Origin of the sequence: Gorillibacterium timonense, assembly GCF_001457415.1 — a bacterium.
GTDB classification, from domain to species: domain Bacteria; phylum Bacillota; class Bacilli; order Paenibacillales; family NBRC-103111; genus Gorillibacterium; species Gorillibacterium timonense.
Window position 1 is genome coordinate 118,759 of record NZ_LN881722.1, and the last position, 15,613, is coordinate 134,371.

12 protein-coding genes are annotated in these 15,613 nt (G+C 53.4%); 9 read left to right on the forward strand and 3 right to left on the reverse strand.

What is annotated here, in order from left to right:
• Positions 1-10: 10 nt before the first annotated feature.
• Complete coding sequence (locus tag BN2684_RS05125; RefSeq protein WP_058301105.1) at positions 11-2,311, reverse strand: glycoside hydrolase family 65 protein; 2,301 nt, start codon at positions 2,309-2,311, stop codon at positions 11-13.
• Positions 2,312-2,415: 104 nt separating this feature from the next.
• Here BN2684_RS05125 and BN2684_RS05130 point away from each other — a divergent pair, with 104 nt between their 5' ends.
• The 8 genes from BN2684_RS05130 (at position 2,416) to BN2684_RS05165 (ending at position 12,978) form a co-directional block, all read left to right on the forward strand.
• A complete protein-coding gene (locus BN2684_RS05130) occupies positions 2,416-3,192 on the forward strand; it encodes an AraC family transcriptional regulator (protein ID WP_058301106.1) in 777 nt (258 codons plus the stop codon).
• Positions 3,189-5,018 (forward strand): cache domain-containing sensor histidine kinase, encoded by a 1,830-nt coding sequence (locus tag BN2684_RS05135; protein ID WP_058301107.1) that lies wholly within the window; start codon positions 3,189-3,191, stop codon positions 5,016-5,018. The genes BN2684_RS05130 and BN2684_RS05135 overlap by 4 nt, the downstream gene beginning before the upstream one ends.
• Positions 4,996-6,531, forward strand: a complete 1,536-nt coding sequence (locus tag BN2684_RS05140) for a response regulator transcription factor (RefSeq protein WP_058301108.1) — start codon at positions 4,996-4,998, stop codon at positions 6,529-6,531. The genes BN2684_RS05135 and BN2684_RS05140 overlap by 23 nt, the downstream gene beginning before the upstream one ends.
• Positions 6,532-6,705: 174 nt before the next feature.
• Positions 6,706-7,953, forward strand: coding sequence for an ABC transporter substrate-binding protein (locus tag BN2684_RS05145; protein ID WP_058301109.1), 1,248 nt, complete (start codon positions 6,706-6,708; stop codon positions 7,951-7,953).
• A gap of 129 nt (positions 7,954-8,082) precedes the next feature.
• Positions 8,083-9,027, forward strand: coding sequence for a carbohydrate ABC transporter permease (locus tag BN2684_RS05150; RefSeq protein WP_058301110.1), 945 nt, complete (start codon positions 8,083-8,085; stop codon positions 9,025-9,027).
• Between the two features lie 4 nt (positions 9,028-9,031).
• On the forward strand, positions 9,032-9,856 hold the full coding sequence (locus BN2684_RS05155; protein WP_058301111.1) for a carbohydrate ABC transporter permease: 825 nt from the start codon (positions 9,032-9,034) through the stop codon (positions 9,854-9,856).
• Positions 9,857-9,878: 22 nt separating this feature from the next.
• Positions 9,879-11,987 (forward strand): glycoside hydrolase family 3 N-terminal domain-containing protein, encoded by a 2,109-nt coding sequence (locus BN2684_RS05160; protein WP_058301112.1) that lies wholly within the window; start codon positions 9,879-9,881, stop codon positions 11,985-11,987.
• Positions 11,988-12,141: 154 nt separating this feature from the next.
• Positions 12,142-12,978 carry an aldo/keto reductase gene (locus BN2684_RS05165; RefSeq protein ID WP_058301113.1) on the forward strand — a complete coding sequence of 279 codons (837 nt, stop codon included), beginning with the start codon at positions 12,142-12,144 and terminating at the stop codon, positions 12,976-12,978.
• Between the two features lie 166 nt (positions 12,979-13,144).
• On the opposite strand, the gene BN2684_RS05170 is transcribed toward BN2684_RS05165, so the two are convergent.
• Both BN2684_RS05170 and BN2684_RS05175 read right to left on the reverse strand, forming a co-directional pair.
• On the reverse strand, positions 13,145-13,711 hold the full coding sequence (locus tag BN2684_RS05170) for an NADPH-dependent FMN reductase (RefSeq protein ID WP_058301114.1): 567 nt from the start codon (positions 13,709-13,711) through the stop codon (positions 13,145-13,147).
• 2 nt (positions 13,712-13,713) lie between these two features.
• A complete protein-coding gene (locus tag BN2684_RS05175; protein WP_058301115.1) occupies positions 13,714-14,787 on the reverse strand; it encodes an LLM class flavin-dependent oxidoreductase in 1,074 nt (357 codons plus the stop codon).
• Between the two features lie 231 nt (positions 14,788-15,018).
• On the opposite strand from BN2684_RS05175, the gene BN2684_RS05180 reads away from it, so the two are divergent.
• Positions 15,019-15,321 carry a winged helix-turn-helix transcriptional regulator gene (locus BN2684_RS05180; protein ID WP_058301116.1) on the forward strand — a complete coding sequence of 101 codons (303 nt, stop codon included), beginning with the start codon at positions 15,019-15,021 and terminating at the stop codon, positions 15,319-15,321.
• Positions 15,322-15,613 lie beyond the last annotated feature (292 nt).

Consider the following 15,613-nt stretch of genomic DNA (forward strand, 5'->3'; position numbering starts at 1 on the left):
CGGTTTCGCTTTACTTCCGATTCGGTTGCTGGAGCGGATGGGTGATCGGTGTCCCTGAAAGCAAGTCGACCGAATCGTTGTAGAGGGTCAAGGTCAGGGCATCGCCCTCCAGAAGCTCCAGTTCGACGCCGGCGGTGGTAATGGTCACCGAGAGGAGCCGCCCGCGGAAGGTCAGCCGGAAGGAATAGGTCGCCCAGCCGGCCGGAATTTGCGGGGACAGCGACAGGCCGGTTTCCTTCAGGCGAGTGCCGGCAAAGCCATAGACGATGGCCATCCAGGTCCCGCCCATGTTGGCCATGTGGAGGCCGTCCTTCGTGTTGCCGTGCGTGTTGTCCAGATCGAGCCGGGCCGTCTCGATGAAATAATCGTACGCCTTGTCGTGGTACCCGACCTTGGAGGCCATGATGCTGAAGATGCAGGACGACAAGGAAGAGTCGTGGGTCGTGATGGCCTCGTAGTAGTCATAGGAGCGGCGGATCGTTTCCTCGCTCTGTTCATCCTCCAGAAGGAAGTGGGCCAGCACCGTATCAGCCTGCTTGCACACCTGATAGCGGTACAGCGTGAGCGGGTGATAATGCAGCAGGAGCGGGTGCTTGTCCTGCGGGGTATTGGCGAAATCCCATACCGCTTTTCGGAGGAACGAATCGTCCTGCGGGTTGATGCCGAGTTTCTCGTCATAGGGAAGCAGCATGGCCTCCGCTGCCTGCAGCCAACCTTGGGCCTCCGCTTCGGTCACCTGAAGGCGTGCGCAGAGCTCCTGAAAGCCCTTCTCGTCGTAGCTCTTCAGCCGCTCAAAGCTGCGATACGCCCACTTCAGGTTGTGCTTCGCCATCACGTTGGTGTAGTAGTTGTTGTTGACGACGCAGGTGTATTCGTCCGGCCCCGTCACGTCATCGATATGGAAGCGGCCTTCGTAATAATGGCCGATTTCCGCCCACAAGCGTGCGGTTTCAAACAGCACCTCAGCCCCGTAACGGAGCAGGAACTCATCGTCTTCTTCCGCCAGCAAATATTGAATATAACTGTAAGCAACATCGGCGCTGATGTGATATTGCGCCGTGCCCGATGGGAAGAAGGAGGAGCATTCGGTGCCGGAGATCGTCCGCCACGGGTACAGCGCTCCCTTGGCATGGCCCATCTCCCGCGCCCGCTCCCGGGCTTGCTCCAGCTTGGAATACCGATACAACAGAAGCTGCTTCGCCAGCTCCGGAGAAGTCATCAGGAACACCGGGAACATGTAGATCTCCGTATCCCAAAAGTAGTGGCCCTCGTAGCCTTCTCCCGATAGTCCCTTAGCGGAAATGTTGCTGTGTTCGTCCCGTCCGGCGGATTGCAGGAGCTGATAGAGGTTAAAGCGGATTCCCTCCTGCAAGCGCTGATCGTTCTCGATCAAGATGTCCGAGGTTTTCCAGAAGGCATCCAAATAGCGCCGCTGCTGCTTCAAGAGCTCCTCGAAGGTCAATTCTCGCAGAGAGTTTTGCAGGGAGATGCCGCGGGCGACCAGTGAGTCCCCGTGCCGGAGGGTATCCGTGTAGACGTTCCATTTCGTCAGGCAGAGCGGCCCCGTCAGCTCCGCTTCCGCGGTCACCCATCCTTCCGCCGCGCCGGCTCGGGTCTCCACCTTCCAATTTCCGTCCCAGTCATGGCGGGTGACGCAAGCGACCCGCAGAGCGGAAGCCATCGTCTCATCCTCGACGTATAGGTATTCCCCCTGCAAGCCGCAGCCGTCAACGGTAAGACGCTTCGAGTGACCGGCGGCGACGCGAGGATCGTTCGGATTGGTGTAGTTGCTCACATCCCCGTTCAGCCGGGAAACGACCTTGATTTTGCCGACGAAATTGACAGGCTCAAGCTTGACCTCTACTGCAAAAAGCTCCTTGTTCGTGAAGGAGACGACTCTGCGAATGTGCAGCTTGAGCTCTTTGCCGGAGGGGGAACGCCAATGGATCTTCCGTTCCGAGAACCCTTTGTCCATATGCAGGCTTCTCTCGTAGCTCAAAGCGCTGCCCTCTGTGAGCGTGAAGGGCTCCTCGTCTTCCCCGATATAGAGATTCACGCTTTGGGAATCGATGACATTGACCAGCTTTTGCTGGGTTCCTGGAAAAGCGTAGAGCTTCTCCCCGTAAGGAATGTCAATGACATCGTGAAAGGCGTTCAAATACGTCCCTCGTATGCTCGAAATCTCCGCATCCGCATAGCCTTCCTCGAAATTGCCGCGAACGCCCAGGTAGCCGTTTCCCAGCGCAAAAATGCTCTCCAGATTCAACAAAGTTTCGGACGATAACCCTTGGTTGGATATGCTCCAGCTCATGCTAACGTTCCTCCTCGATGGATTATGGATTGAATTTTAAGCGGGAAGGGCCTAAGATTATACTAAATTATTTAGCTTTTTATTAAAATTTAAAGGTGAAGCTCATGATAAAGACGGTTCATGGCGAAGGCAGCATCGCGCCTTCCTATCTGATCACTCGCTCCCAAGATCTCAGCGACGGATTCGTTCATCCTCCGCTCGACTATGAGCAAGAGCTGCTGGAGGCCATCCGACTTGGCGACAAGAGCAAAGCGATGGAGACACTCCACCGCATCAACGCTCTGGAAGGAGCAACGCTAGCCCGCTATCCGCTGCGCTCCAAAAAGAACGCCATGATCGCTTCCTGCACGTTGTTTACGAGGGCGATCATCAGCGGGGGTGTGGACCCGGAGACCGCCTTCCAGTTAAGCGACACCTTGATTCGCGAGATCGAAATGATCGGAGAGCTGGAGCGACTGACCTCGTTTGAGTACGAAATGGTGCTGCAGTTTATTTCGGTTCTGAAGCGGGAGAAGGAGACGCTGCAGTATTCGCACATCGTCAATCTGTCGGTGTCCTTCATTCGGGAGCATATTTTTCAGGAGCTTACCCTCGACATCCTCTCTCGGCATGCGGGCGTGCATCCCAGCTATTTGTCTTGCCGATTCAAGAAAGAAACGGGGATGCCGCTCACGGAATTTATCAACCGGCGCAAGATCGAGGAATCCAAGCCGATCCTGATCTACAGCAACCAGTCGATCTCCGAGATCGCATTATTATTCCGGTTTTGCAATCAAGGCTATTACACCCAATTGTTCAAAAAGTACACGGGGAAGACGCCCAAACAGTTCCGTAGGGAAGGGAAAAATACGTTGAGCGAAGAGAAACGGGAAGAATCATGAACAAGCTGAGACGAAACCTGAAGAACCTGCGGATGGAGCAGAAGCTCATCATAGCGTTTTCCGTCTTCATTGTGGTGCCATTGTTGATTATTGGGGGCATCCTGACCGGGATTTACATGGAAAACAACCGGCAGACCGTGATGGATGCAGCGGTGGAGAAAAACCAGCAGATCATCAAGAATATGGATACCTCGATGCAGCCTCTCCTGCGCATGTCCATGCTTCCGGTTCAAGACGACAGCCTGTTTCGAATCATGCGCAAGGAGTATGACAAGGTAGCGTACCCCCTTCTTGAACGAGCGCGGGATTTTGACACCGTGAACGGCATCATCCGCAGCAGCATGATTCCTTATTCGGATTTGATCGATTCGCTGGCCATCTATCACAATGCGGAGCAGCGGATTATCGGACGCAACCACACCGAATATTTGAACTACTCTTATCTTAAAGAGGGGTTTACTCAGGAGCCCTTTGTCCAAGCGATATCGGAAAGCAACGGGGGTTATGTGCCCATCGGGGTGCATCTGGAGAAGCTTCTGTCGAGAAAGCCTCAACCTGTTGTTTCGATCGGCCGGGGGATCATAGACCCGTATTCCAAGAAGAAATTGGGCTTCGTCCTGATCAACATCAAGGCCGAGCAGCTGCAAACCCTATGGAGCAGCTCCTCCTTCACCAAGAACACAAGATTTTATCTGGTGGACGAGAAGGGAAACATCATTTACAGTAAACGGGCTGAAGAAATCGGGGATGCCGCCTCTGCGGTACTGGGAGTGAGCTTCGATTTGCTGCCGGCCAACGGACGTAATGACAAAGGAGGCAATCTGACCGTATCCTCCGCTTCCGGCATAACCGGGTGGAGAGCGGTGACGGTCATCCCGAAGGAAGAGCTGCTGTCGATCGTTTATGAGACGGTGACGATCATCGTGATCAGCCTGCTCGTCTTGCTGATGATCTCCATCTTCACATCGGCGCGCATTGCGAAGGCGGTCATGAAGCCGCTTGCGGAGTTGAACAGCAAGATGAAGCTGGTCTCCCAGGGGAATCTGGACGTCTCCTTCGAGACCCAGAATGGGGAAATGGGGAAGATCAGCAACACGATCGATCATATGCTGAAGGAAATCCGCAGCCTCATCCAGCGCATTTATAAGGAGGAGCGGGAGAAGATGGAGCTGGAAATGACGGCGCTCCAGTCGCAGATTCGGCCTCATTTCATGTACAATACCTTGAATGTCGTGAAATGGATGGCGAAAATTCAAGGTGCCACCGGCATTGAAGAGGCCTTGAACGCCTTCATTTCGGTCGTGAAATTTACCGCTCGGAAGGCGGGCGATTACGTCGCCATCTCCGAGGAGCTGGATTTTCTGGAGAACTATACGAAGATTCTCGACTTCCGCTATCTGAACAAATTCGAGGTGACCTTCGATGCCGATCCGGAGGTTCGGTCGTGCAAAACCTTGAAGTTCCTTCTGCAGCCTCTGATCGAGAATGCGGTCTTCCACGGCTTTGACGGGATCGAGTATAAGGGCGTGTTGATCGTGTCCATTCAGAAGGAGGACGACCAGTTGGTCATGAGGGTCAAGGACAATGGACGCGGAATCGCGGATTCGATGCCCGCCGCGAGCGGGACGATCCCGCTCCCGGATCATATGACTTCCATTGGACTGAGCAATATCCGCAAGCGGCTCGAGCTTCATTTTGGACAAGAAGGCGGGCTGACTCTGGAGCGAGCGGAGGGTGGTGGAACCGTTGCCACCGTTCGGGTTCCGCTCCTCTATGACGAAGGAGAGACAGGGGGGACGGAAGGTGCGAATTCTGATCGCGGATGACGAGCCGCTGGTGCGGATCGGTCTAAAATCAGTTATCGATTGGAAGGGGAACGGCATGGAGATCGTTGGAGAAGCTGCGGACGGCGCGGAAACGCTGGAGCAAATCTCTAGCCTGAGTCCGGATGTCGTCTTCCTGGATATCAAGATGCCGAAGAAGGATGGCATCGCCGTGATGAAGGAAATGCGGCAGCTCGGCTCGACCGCCAAGGTCATCATCCTGAGCAGCTTTGACGACATCGCTTATGTCAAGGAGGCGATGAAGCTCGGAGCGGTCGATTATTTTCATAAACCCGCTATGAACGAGGAGGAAATCACCGCCGTCCTGAAGGAGCTTCAAAGCGAGGCGACCCAAGGCGGGTTTTCTCCCAAGCAGCCGAGAGCCGATCATCCGGCTTCGTCCAAAGCGGATGATCTGCGCGAAGGGCTGCGCGGCAACAGCGGGGTCATGCGGAGATCCAGCCATCTGAAGGAAGCCGGAATCTACGTTCTGCTGTTTTCCATCAAGCATTATGGGACGGTGATCAAGCGCTATCCCCATGAGCAGCCCCATATATTGCCGGATACGGTGGACAATATCGTGGCGGAGGTGCTGGGGAAGGAGAAGGAGACCGAGTACCTGCGTATCGATGACCGCGTGTCGGCCGTTCTGATCAGCAACAGTGAGCTGAAGAGCTTGCTGGCCTCCTTGAATCGGGTCAACGGGCTGGTTCAAACACTTACTACGGCCTTGAAACGGTTCGTCAATGTCGATGCCGTCTTTGGCATCAGCGATTGGTTCTCCTCCTTCGGAGGCTTGGAAACGGGATATGCGCAGGCGCAAACGGCTCTTGAGCAGGCGTTCTATATGCCCGAGCCTTCCGTTTTTTATTTTCATTTCTGCAAGCCTGTCGACCCGAGCAGCCTCGAGCAATCCGACGTGTTGCTTGCCTCGATGAAGAATGCGCTTCGGGAGGGAAACTTCAAGAAGTTCAAGGAAATTCTCGAGCGCTGGCAGAAGCTTGTGGAGCGAGCTCGCTGTCTGAATGAGCAGGAGGCGCGAAAGGTATACGAAGGTCTGCTCTTCATGCTGGATGAGAGAAAGCCGGACGCAGAGGCGGCGGGAACAGGGGAAACCTTTGCAGAGCTCTCCGCATCCTTCAACCGGGTCATCGAGAGGGCGACTGCGGAGAAGGACAGCAGCGAGTTGAAGCTGTACAGCCTGCTGATCCGCAACGTGATCCGCTATTTGCAGGAGCACTACACAGAGGACCTATCTCTCAAACTGCTTGCGGAGCAATTTCAAGTGAGCCCGAACTATGTAAGCCGTCTCTTCAAGCAGGAGGTAGGCCGCGGAATATTTGAATACATCAACGAAATTCGGATCGAGAAGGCGAAGGCGCTCTTGAAGGATTATCGCTACAAAATCTACGAAATCGCCGAAATGGTCGGTTTCAACAGCCAAACCCACTTTTCCACCGTCTTTCAAAGGCTCACAGGAGTGTCGCCTAAGGAGTATCGGAACGATGAAGGTTGATGCGGTTAATGAAAGTGTGATTTCGTGTATATCCATTCCGGCAAAGGCGGAAATGCTAATTTCATAAGCGTTGTGAGAAGAAATTAATCGTTATTCGGTTAATTTCTTTTGTTTTTGAAAGCCTATATCCTTTGACTATAGGCAAGCACTTCATACGAAGCAGGGGGATTAGAGATGAGCAGGTTTAAGAAGATGACCGGGTTGGTGCTGAGCAGCGTACTTGTGCTTTCACTCGCCGCTTGCGGCAGCAGCAAGTCGGATAAGGAAGCGGGCAGCGGCACAGACAATGCTGCAAGCGGTAAAAAAGTTACGGTAAGCATGGGGTTCTGGGGAACCGCCCAGGACTTGCAGGTTTATCAGGACGCAGCGAAAACGATCTCCACGGAATACCCGAATCTTGAGCTTAAGATCAAACAGTATCCAAGTGCCGGGGATTTCTGGAACACGCTGCCGGGTGAAATTGCTGCCGGCGTAGCGCCTGATTTTATCAAGACATCCAATGAAGGGGCTTACGAGTATATCGATAAAGGCTTGTTCACCTCGTTGGATGATCTGATTACTTCGACAGGCGTAGATATGACTCGCTTTACGGAAACCTCCAAGAACATTTGGAAGGTGAACGGGAAGCAGTACGGGATTCCGAACAGTGTGATGCCGGCCATGTTCTTCGTCAACCAAACGATGTGGGAAGAGAAGGGATTAGGCGAGTATCCGAAAACGTGGGAAGAGGTCGAGGCAGCGGCAAAGAAGCTGACCACGGACAAGACGTACGGAATTATCGCTCCTTTGGATGCCTTTCATATCACGAACTACATCAAGAGCTTCGGCGGTGACTGGGGCAATGGCAAGACCATCAATTCTCCTGAAAACGTACAAGCGCTGCAATTTATTATCGATATGTACAAAGAAGGAATTGCGGTAACTCCGAAGTCTCTGGGCTTTGGCTGGGACGGAGAAGTGTTTAGCAACAGTCAAGGAGCGATGAGTACGGGCGGTTATTGGTACAAAGGGTATCTGAAGGATGCCAATCCGGACTTGAAATATGTCGCTTTGCCGATTCCGAAGGGCACGGTGAATGGAAGCACCACCAGCTCGGATGCCTATATCGTCTTGAAAGACGCCAAGAACAAAGAAGCAGCTCTGCAAGCGGCCTATTATCTGACAAACGATACCATCGAGACATCCTTCATGGATCTTGGATATAACCCGGCAGTTGCCTCGCTTTCGGATCAATTCTTCGATAAGAATCCTGAGTTTGCAGCGATTAAGCCTGCGCTCGAATACAGCACCGACTTTGGATATCCGACGGATACCAAGCGCTTTACCGATGAATTGACCCGGCAATTGGAAGAGCTGATTCTCGGAAAATCCGGAAAGACGGCTCAGCAAATTCTGGACGACGTCCAAAGTCAGTTTAAATAACTGACCCTCGTTTAACGCGTACCGCAGATGGTTTGCTCCCCGCTTCCCGGCATGAGCCGAGGAAGCGGGAAGCTTTTTTGTGAAACGGCGGCTTTCGCGGCTGAAAAACATGCAACTGGAGGTAAGTCTATGTCCAATTACAACGAGAAAACGGCCGAAGTTCGCCCGAGGAGCATCATGCCGTCCTGGTTTCGGCGGCTGCTCGACACCGACCTGACGCTGGGCTGGATTCTTTCGCTGCCGTTTTTGATTTTATGGGCTTGGTGGTTTCTTTACCCATTCGCTCAGTCCTTTATCCAAAGCTTCCAGGATGCCAATTTTGCAGCTTTGGATCAGGCGCGTTTTATTGGCCTGGACAATTATATAAATATTCTTCAGGATAAGGCGTTCTTCCGGGCCGTGCTTCATTCGTTGGAGATCGTGCTCGTGTCCGTGCCGATTCAAACCCTGCTGGGCTTGCTTATCGCGCTGCTTGTTAACCAAAAAATCAAAGGAAAAGGCATTTTCCGTACCGTGTTTTTCCTTCCCTACATCACTTCTCAAATCGCGATCACGACCGTCTTTATGATGCTGTTCAAAAAAGGAACCTTTCTCACGCAATTCTTTGGGAAGTTCGGATTTGGCGATGTGACTTGGTATGCCGACACGCGGTATGCCCTGTTGTTCGTTTGTGTTTTGTTCATTTTCCAACAATGCGGATTTACCATGATCGTATATTTGTCGGGGCTTCAGGAAGTGCCCAGCGATTTGTATGAGGCGGGGGAGATCGATGGAGCTTCCGGATGGAATAAATTCCGCTATATCACGGTCCCTTATTTGAAACCGATCACGTTCTTTATCGTGTCCGTGTCTACGATCGGCGGGTTCCAAATCTACGATCAGATCGCCGCTATATCGCGGTATGGGACGCTCGGGTCTCCGGCCGGAGCAACGGATACGGTCGTCACCTATTTTTATCAGCACGGCATTCGTTATATGAATATCGGGTACGGAAGCGCGGCGGTTGTCCTGTTCTTCCTGATCATTATGCTGATTACCTTCCTGCAAAAAATAGTACTGGATGAGAAGGAGTGAGCCTATGAGAGCCCGCAAAGCCGCCAACCAAACGTTACTTTACATCCTTGTGATTGCGCTGGGTTTACTATTTGCCCTTCCTTTTATCTACACGATATACACTTCGTTCGTCCCCATGCGTTTTGTGAATCGTATAGCTCCACTTACCGAATGGTCGTTCAACAATTACAAGATGTACTTTACCAATGAAGCCTATAATGTGCCGCGTTGGTTTCTGAACACCGTTGTGATGACGTCGATCGTCGTCATCGGCAACTTGATCATCAATCCGATGGTCGGTTTTTCCTTGGCGAAGTTGGATTTTCGCGGAAAGAAGCTCATTTACTGGATTGTCGTGGGTACGATGATGGTTCCAAGCCAAATTGTCCTTATCCCCGTCTATGTGAATGAAGCGCATTTGGGTTGGCTCAATACGTTTCAAGGCTTGACCGTACCGTTCCTGTTCCAAAGCTTGTACATTTTCATGCTTCGGCAGTTCTTTATCTCGGTGCCAGGTGAGTTTATCGAGGCGGCGCGGATTGACGGCCTGACCAAGATGGGCGCTTTCTGGCGAATCGTGTATCCGCTGGCCCGCTCCTCCCTGATTACGACGGCGATCCTCTCGTTCGCAGGGACCTGGAACAGTTATTTGATCCCGAGCACCTTGACCAACAAACCGGAGATGTATGTGCTCGTGGTCGGGTTGAACAGCGTGAAGGATATGTTTTTTGAGAATACGCCTTTGATTATGGCTGGGGTTCTGTTATCCACACTGCCGATTATTATCTTCTTCTTCTTGTTCCAACGGCAGTACATCGAAGGGATTTCGGCAGCTGGAGTGAAGGGATAACGATCCGAGGAGGAGCTAGCAGATGGAACAGGCAAGAAAACGAGCGGAAGAACTGCTGAAAATCATGACGTTGGAAGAAAAAATCGGACAAACCGTGCAATACGGGCGCTACGATGACCGCCGAGTGGAATTGATTGCAGCCGGACGTGTGGGCTCGATGTTGAATGTCTATGGGGCAGAGAGGATCAACGAGCTGCAGAAGCTTGCCGTAGAGAAAACTCGGCTGGGTATTCCGCTGTTGATCGGCGATGACGTCATCCATGGCTATCGAACGATCTTCCCGATCCCGCTCGCCGAGGCGGCCAGCTGGAATTTGGAGGCGATGGAGAACAATGCGCGGATTGCCGCCGTCGAAGCTGCATCGGAAGGCATCCGCTGGACTTTTGCGCCGATGGTCGATGTGACCCGAGAAGCGCGTTGGGGTCGGATCGCGGAAGGAGCGGGCGAAGATGTGTACCTCGGCTCCCTTGCCGCTGTGGCCAGAGTGAAAGGGTTTCAGCAAGCGAATGCCGAAGGGTATCCGACGGTCGCTGCCTGTGTAAAGCATTTTGCCGGTTACGGCTGGGTTGAAGGCGGACGGGATTACGACACCACCGATATGTCCGAGCGGACGCTGCGCGAGCATATCCTGCCGCCGTTCCTTGCGGGAATTCAGGCTGGCGCGATGTCGGTCATGACCGCTTTTAACGAGGTGAGCGGCGTTCCCGCTTCCAGTAATGTCTTTTTGCTGCGGGACATCCTGAGGAACGAATGGGGCTTTGAGGGCATTACCGTCAGCGACTGGGAATCGATTGAGGAAGTGATCTATCACGGTTATGCGGAGGATCGTCGCGACGCAGCCATGAAAGGCATGCGGGCCGGTGTCGATATGGACATGCATTCCGGCGTCTACCAGGAGCATTTGGCTTCGATCATCGAAGAACGGCCGGACATGCTGAAGCTTCTGGATGAGGCGGTTCTGCGGGTCTTGACCATCAAATATGCCTTGGGCTTGTTTGAGAACCCTTATACCGATGTCCATCAACACGAGAAGCTGATTTTGGCTCCCGAGCATTTGCAGCAGGCGCGGCTCAGTGCCAGTCAGTCGGTTGTCCTGCTGAAAAACAACCCGGGTATTCTTCCTCTGGACTTTACGAAGCATCGGAAGATCGCGTTGATCGGACCGCTTGCGGACGACCATCATCATACGATGGGCTGCTGGTCTCACAAGGGCAGAGAAGAAGATGTACAGACGGTTCGGGATGCCTTTACCGCGGAGCTGGCTCCGCATGCGGAGATTTTCTATGAAAAAGGCAGCGAGGTCAAGGAAGAACTGGAAGGCGGACTGGAGCGTGCTGTAGCGTTGGCTGAGCAATGCGATATTGCCATTGTCGCCGTGGGCGAAAGCGAAGATATGACCGGCGAGCATTACAACCGGACGGTGATCAATCTGCCGGAATGCCAGGAACGGGTAATCCGGGAAATCAAGAGCCGCACGAACACGCCGGTCGTCGTCGTCTTGATGAACGGCCGTCCGCTGGCCATCGAGTGGGTACAGGAGAACGCCGATGCGATCGTCGAAGCCTGGCATCCCGGAACGATGGGCGGCGGGGGGATCCTCGACGTATTGACCGGTGCATACAACCCGAGTGGCCGACTGCCGGTTACATTCCCCCGTGCGACCGGTCAGGTCCCGATTTACTACAACCGCAAAAGCACAGGCCGGCCGAATCTGTATGAGGATTACCTCGATTGCGATGACAACGAGCTGTACCCGTTCGGATTCGGACTCAGCTATACCACCTTCGCCTACAGCGACCTGTCGCTGGATCGCACCAGCATCCAGGCAGATGGCGAAATCAAGGTAAGCGCCAGAATCACCAACACCGGCACACGGGCCGGAGAAGAAACGGCGCAGCTTTATATCCGGGATATGGTCGGCAGCACGACACGTCCGGTCAAGGAATTGAAGGGCTACCGGAAGCTGTTCCTGCAGCCAGGCGAGTCCGCTGAGGTGGACTTCACGCTGACCGCAACGGAACTCGGCATGCTGGATGAGAAGCTCGAGTTCACGGTGGAACCGGGCAAATTTACCGTTTGGGTCGGCCCTCATTCTGCGGAAGGCTTGCAAGCCGATTTCCTCGTCGTTTAAGCCGTTGTCTGTGCTGTTTGCAGCAAAGAATCGTGGCATCCAATGGAATGAATCGGTCGGGTGTTCGGCAGGCTTCCAGTTGCGGGCGGCAATGGGAATTGGACAATGGTGGTATAATGGGATACAGACCATAGAGACAAAGGAGAGAAATCCAATGGCTGAGAACATCCCAGAAGTCATCCTGAACGATGGCGTTAAAATCCCCGGAATCGGCTTCGGAACCTACAAAATGAATGGAGCAGAAGGCGTCGAAGGCATGAAGAAGGCGATCGATCTCGGTTACCGGCTGCTCGATTCCGCTTTCAACTACGAGAATGAGGGAGCAGTGGGTGAAGTTGTCCGTCAAACGCTAGTGCCTCGCGAAGAGCTGATCGTCTGCTCCAAGCTGCCGGGAAGGCATCACGCTTATGCGGAGGCCTTGAATACGATCCAGGAATCCCTCTACCGGGGTGGCCTCGATTATTACGACCTCTACCTGATCCATTGGCCGAATCCGCGTGTAGACCTTTATGTCGAAGCTTGGCAGGCGATGATCGAGGCTCGCAAACGGGGCTACATCCGCTCGATCGGCGTCTGCAATTTCCTGCCCGAGCATATTGACCGTCTGGTCAAGGAAACCGGCGTGAAGCCGAGCCTCAACCAGATCGAGCTGCATCCCTTCTTCAATCAGGAGGAGATGCGCCGTTACCACGCGGAGCAGGGAATCGTGACGGAATCCTGGAGCCCGCTCGGACGCGCGAGCCGCCTGCTGGAGGACCCGCGGATCGGCTCCATCGCGGAGGCGCACGACAAGTCGATCTCGCAGATCATTCTGCGCTGGCATGTGCAGCTCGGCGCTCTTCCGATTCCGAAAGCCTCTTCGACCGAGCATCAGTTGGATAATCTCCGCATCTTCGACTTTGAGCTGACGGCGGATGAGATGCAAGTCATCAGCAGCTTGAACTCCGGTCGGCTCTGGAATCAAGACCCAGCGGTTTATGAGGAATTCTAGGAGCGAATAGGAAAGGCCCGCAGTGATCGGAACTCCGATCTGCGGGCCTTTTTGCTTTTAGCAACGCGCGCTCCCGTTGCGGCGAAGATAGGCTTCTCGATTCACAGGAGGGCAGCGAGGCACTTGGCTCAGAAGCTCGGCAGCCCAGCAACTCCGAAGCCCGAACTCAGAAGCCATACTCGGCTTCTTTTTCGGCTTGAATGGCTTGAAAGGCTTCTGTGGTGGCTTTCAGATCATCAGCCAGACGACGCAGTCGAAACAGAATGTCGTCGTTGATGATTTCCTTTTGCCGAAAATCCTTTTCCTCGATATAGACATAGGTCTGAACAATCTGGGCCTTCATGTAGGACAAGATCGGCTTGAGCTGCTGCTCCGGTACAAGATAGTGCCGACTGGAGCCGGCCGTTGCCAGGATGCCGACTACCTTGCCAAGGAAGGCCTGCTGCGGCAGCAGGTCAAAGATGTTTTTGAGACTCCCCGGCAAGGAAGCCTGAAAAATGGGAGTCCCGATGACGATGACATCGGAATTCATCAACTCCGCTGCCACATAGCCAGTGTCTCCCTCATACTCCAGATAGTTGCGGCCGTCGCTGAATTGGATCGTGTAGTCGGCCAGATCGATCAATTGGATATCCTCATTCGGGAACTGCTCCTGCAGGTACTGGCGGGTTACAAGCAAGGCGGCGGTTGTCTTCGAGCCGACGATCGACCCGGATAGCAGGGTGATCTTCATCGTTATACCTCCTTCAGATTTGTGGGATTCGTGGGGTTTGTGTACTTGTGCAGGGCGGGAATGATCTCGGAACCGATCACGTCGATGTTCTTCATGATCTTCTCAAAGGGGACGCCTCCGAAATCCAATTGGGCGATATATCGCTGATTTCCGAACAGCTCATGCTGATACAGCAGCTTTTCGATGATCTCCTGAGGGCTGCCGACATTTATAATGTCTCGCTTGTCGGCACCTTGTGCGAAGAGCTGCTTCGGAAATCCGCGGCCGTTCGTTTGCTTCATCCCTTCATTGATGTGCGGGTAGTATTCCCTCAGAGCCTGCTGTGTGGTTTCGGCCGCGTAGAAAAAGCCAGCCGTCGTCACCGGCAACTGCGAGGGATCAAAACCTCCGAGCGAAGCCGCTTCCCGATAGGCGTCGATCGAATGCTTGAAGGAAGAGGCCGGGCCTCCTAAATGAGCCAAAAACATCGGAACGCCTGCATAGCCGGCCTTCATCGCACTGGCGGGAGTCCCGCCTACCGCCCGCCATATCGGGATAGAGCCGTTCAGAGGGCGGGGAAGCACCCGGGCCTGCATCAGCGGGGCGCGGAATTTACCGCTCCAGGAAACCGTCTCCTGCCGATTCAATTTCAGCAGCAAGTCGAACTTCTCCTCAAACAATTCCTCATAATCGTTCAAGTCGTAGCCGAGCAGCTTGTAGACGCCTACCCGCGAGGCGCGTCCGGCAACAAGCTCCACTCGTCCTCCCGACAGGAGATCGAGGGTGGCGAAATCCTCATAGACCCGAACAGGGTCGAGCGTGCTGATGATGGTGGAGGCGCTGCCGATCCTCATGGTCGTGGTGGCTTGGGCGATGGCCGCTAGTACGACCGTATGCGCTTGGGTGGTAAAGAAATCCTGATGGCTTTCGCCGACGCTGAAGAAATCGATACCGGCTTGTTCCGCCAGCTTTGCCATGTCAATGATCTCCTTAAGGCGCTGCTGTGCGGGTATTCGTTCACCGGTAGCCGGGTTCGGTAAATGATCCCCGAGTGTATATAAGCCAAATTCCAGTCGACGGTTCTGATTTGTTTCCATAAGAGAGGGCTCCCTTTCTTTTATCTTGATATTATTATAATCAAGTTGCTATACTAATGTAAGTAGTCAAAATGATTTGACCGGATACGCTGACGGCTCAAACCATGGTTTCGGCATCCGTTTTTATGCCCATTAACGCCGTTTTGTAGCCTCACGATTAAGGCTGATAGCGTACTACTCGGCTAAGTGAATGGAACGGTTTATCCAAAGAAAATTGGAGGGAGATGCGCCATGAAGGATGAATGCAAGCAGGCGTGGCCGTATTTGGATGTGCTCGGAACCAAATGGTCGGTTCTTATCATCACCAAGCTGGAGGACGGGCCGAAGCGGTTCAAGCAACTGCATCGCGATGTTGCGGTCGTCACCACGCAATCCTTAACGAACGCGCTTAAGCGTCTGGTGGCGAATGGGATTGTCGATCGAAAAGTCTACCCGACGGTGCCGGTCTCCGTGGAGTACAGCCTGACGGAAAAAGGTGCGGACTTGAAGCGCGCATTGACGGAAATTGAGAACTGGGCGCTCCGCTGGCAATAAGTAGTCGGAAACGGCCAGATAAAAATGACCATATAAAAATGACCATATAGAAATGACCAGGTGGATTCCACCCTTTTGTTTTTCTAACGGCTACCATGGCCGCTAAATAGGCGATAAGTAGAGTTTGAAATTCTAACGGAGATATACGCAGCTAATTGGGATCAATCGCCGCTATTTACTCTGCAGGAGGTCAAATAGCTGCGTCCAGTTCCATTAGAATGATTAGGGTGCCATTTTGAGCTAATTAACAGCTGCCGCTTCCGCTAGAGTCAAATCAGGGTTATTTCTCGTT

Bases quoted from the DNA above. Each gene is read 5' to 3' on its own strand.
- BN2684_RS05125 (WP_058301105.1), bottom strand. From the start codon at position 2,311: ATGAGCTGGAGCATATCCAACCAAGGGTTATCGTCCGAAACTTTGTTG.
- BN2684_RS05145 (WP_058301109.1), top strand. From the start codon at position 6,706: ATGAGCAGGTTTAAGAAGATGACCGGGTTGGTGCTGAGCAGCGTACTT.
- BN2684_RS05130 (WP_058301106.1), top strand. From the start codon at position 2,416: ATGATAAAGACGGTTCATGGCGAAGGCAGCATCGCGCCTTCCTATCTG.
- BN2684_RS05135 (WP_058301107.1), top strand. From the start codon at position 3,189: ATGAACAAGCTGAGACGAAACCTGAAGAACCTGCGGATGGAGCAGAAG.
- BN2684_RS05180 (WP_058301116.1), top strand. From the start codon at position 15,019: ATGAAGGATGAATGCAAGCAGGCGTGGCCGTATTTGGATGTGCTCGGA.
- BN2684_RS05170 (WP_058301114.1), bottom strand. From the start codon at position 13,711: ATGAAGATCACCCTGCTATCCGGGTCGATCGTCGGCTCGAAGACAACC.
- BN2684_RS05165 (WP_058301113.1), top strand. From the start codon at position 12,142: ATGGCTGAGAACATCCCAGAAGTCATCCTGAACGATGGCGTTAAAATC.
- BN2684_RS05155 (WP_058301111.1), top strand. From the start codon at position 9,032: ATGAGAGCCCGCAAAGCCGCCAACCAAACGTTACTTTACATCCTTGTG.
- BN2684_RS05160 (WP_058301112.1), top strand. From the start codon at position 9,879: ATGGAACAGGCAAGAAAACGAGCGGAAGAACTGCTGAAAATCATGACG.
- BN2684_RS05150 (WP_058301110.1), top strand. From the start codon at position 8,083: ATGTCCAATTACAACGAGAAAACGGCCGAAGTTCGCCCGAGGAGCATC.
- BN2684_RS05175 (WP_058301115.1), bottom strand. From the start codon at position 14,787: ATGGAAACAAATCAGAACCGTCGACTGGAATTTGGCTTATATACACTC.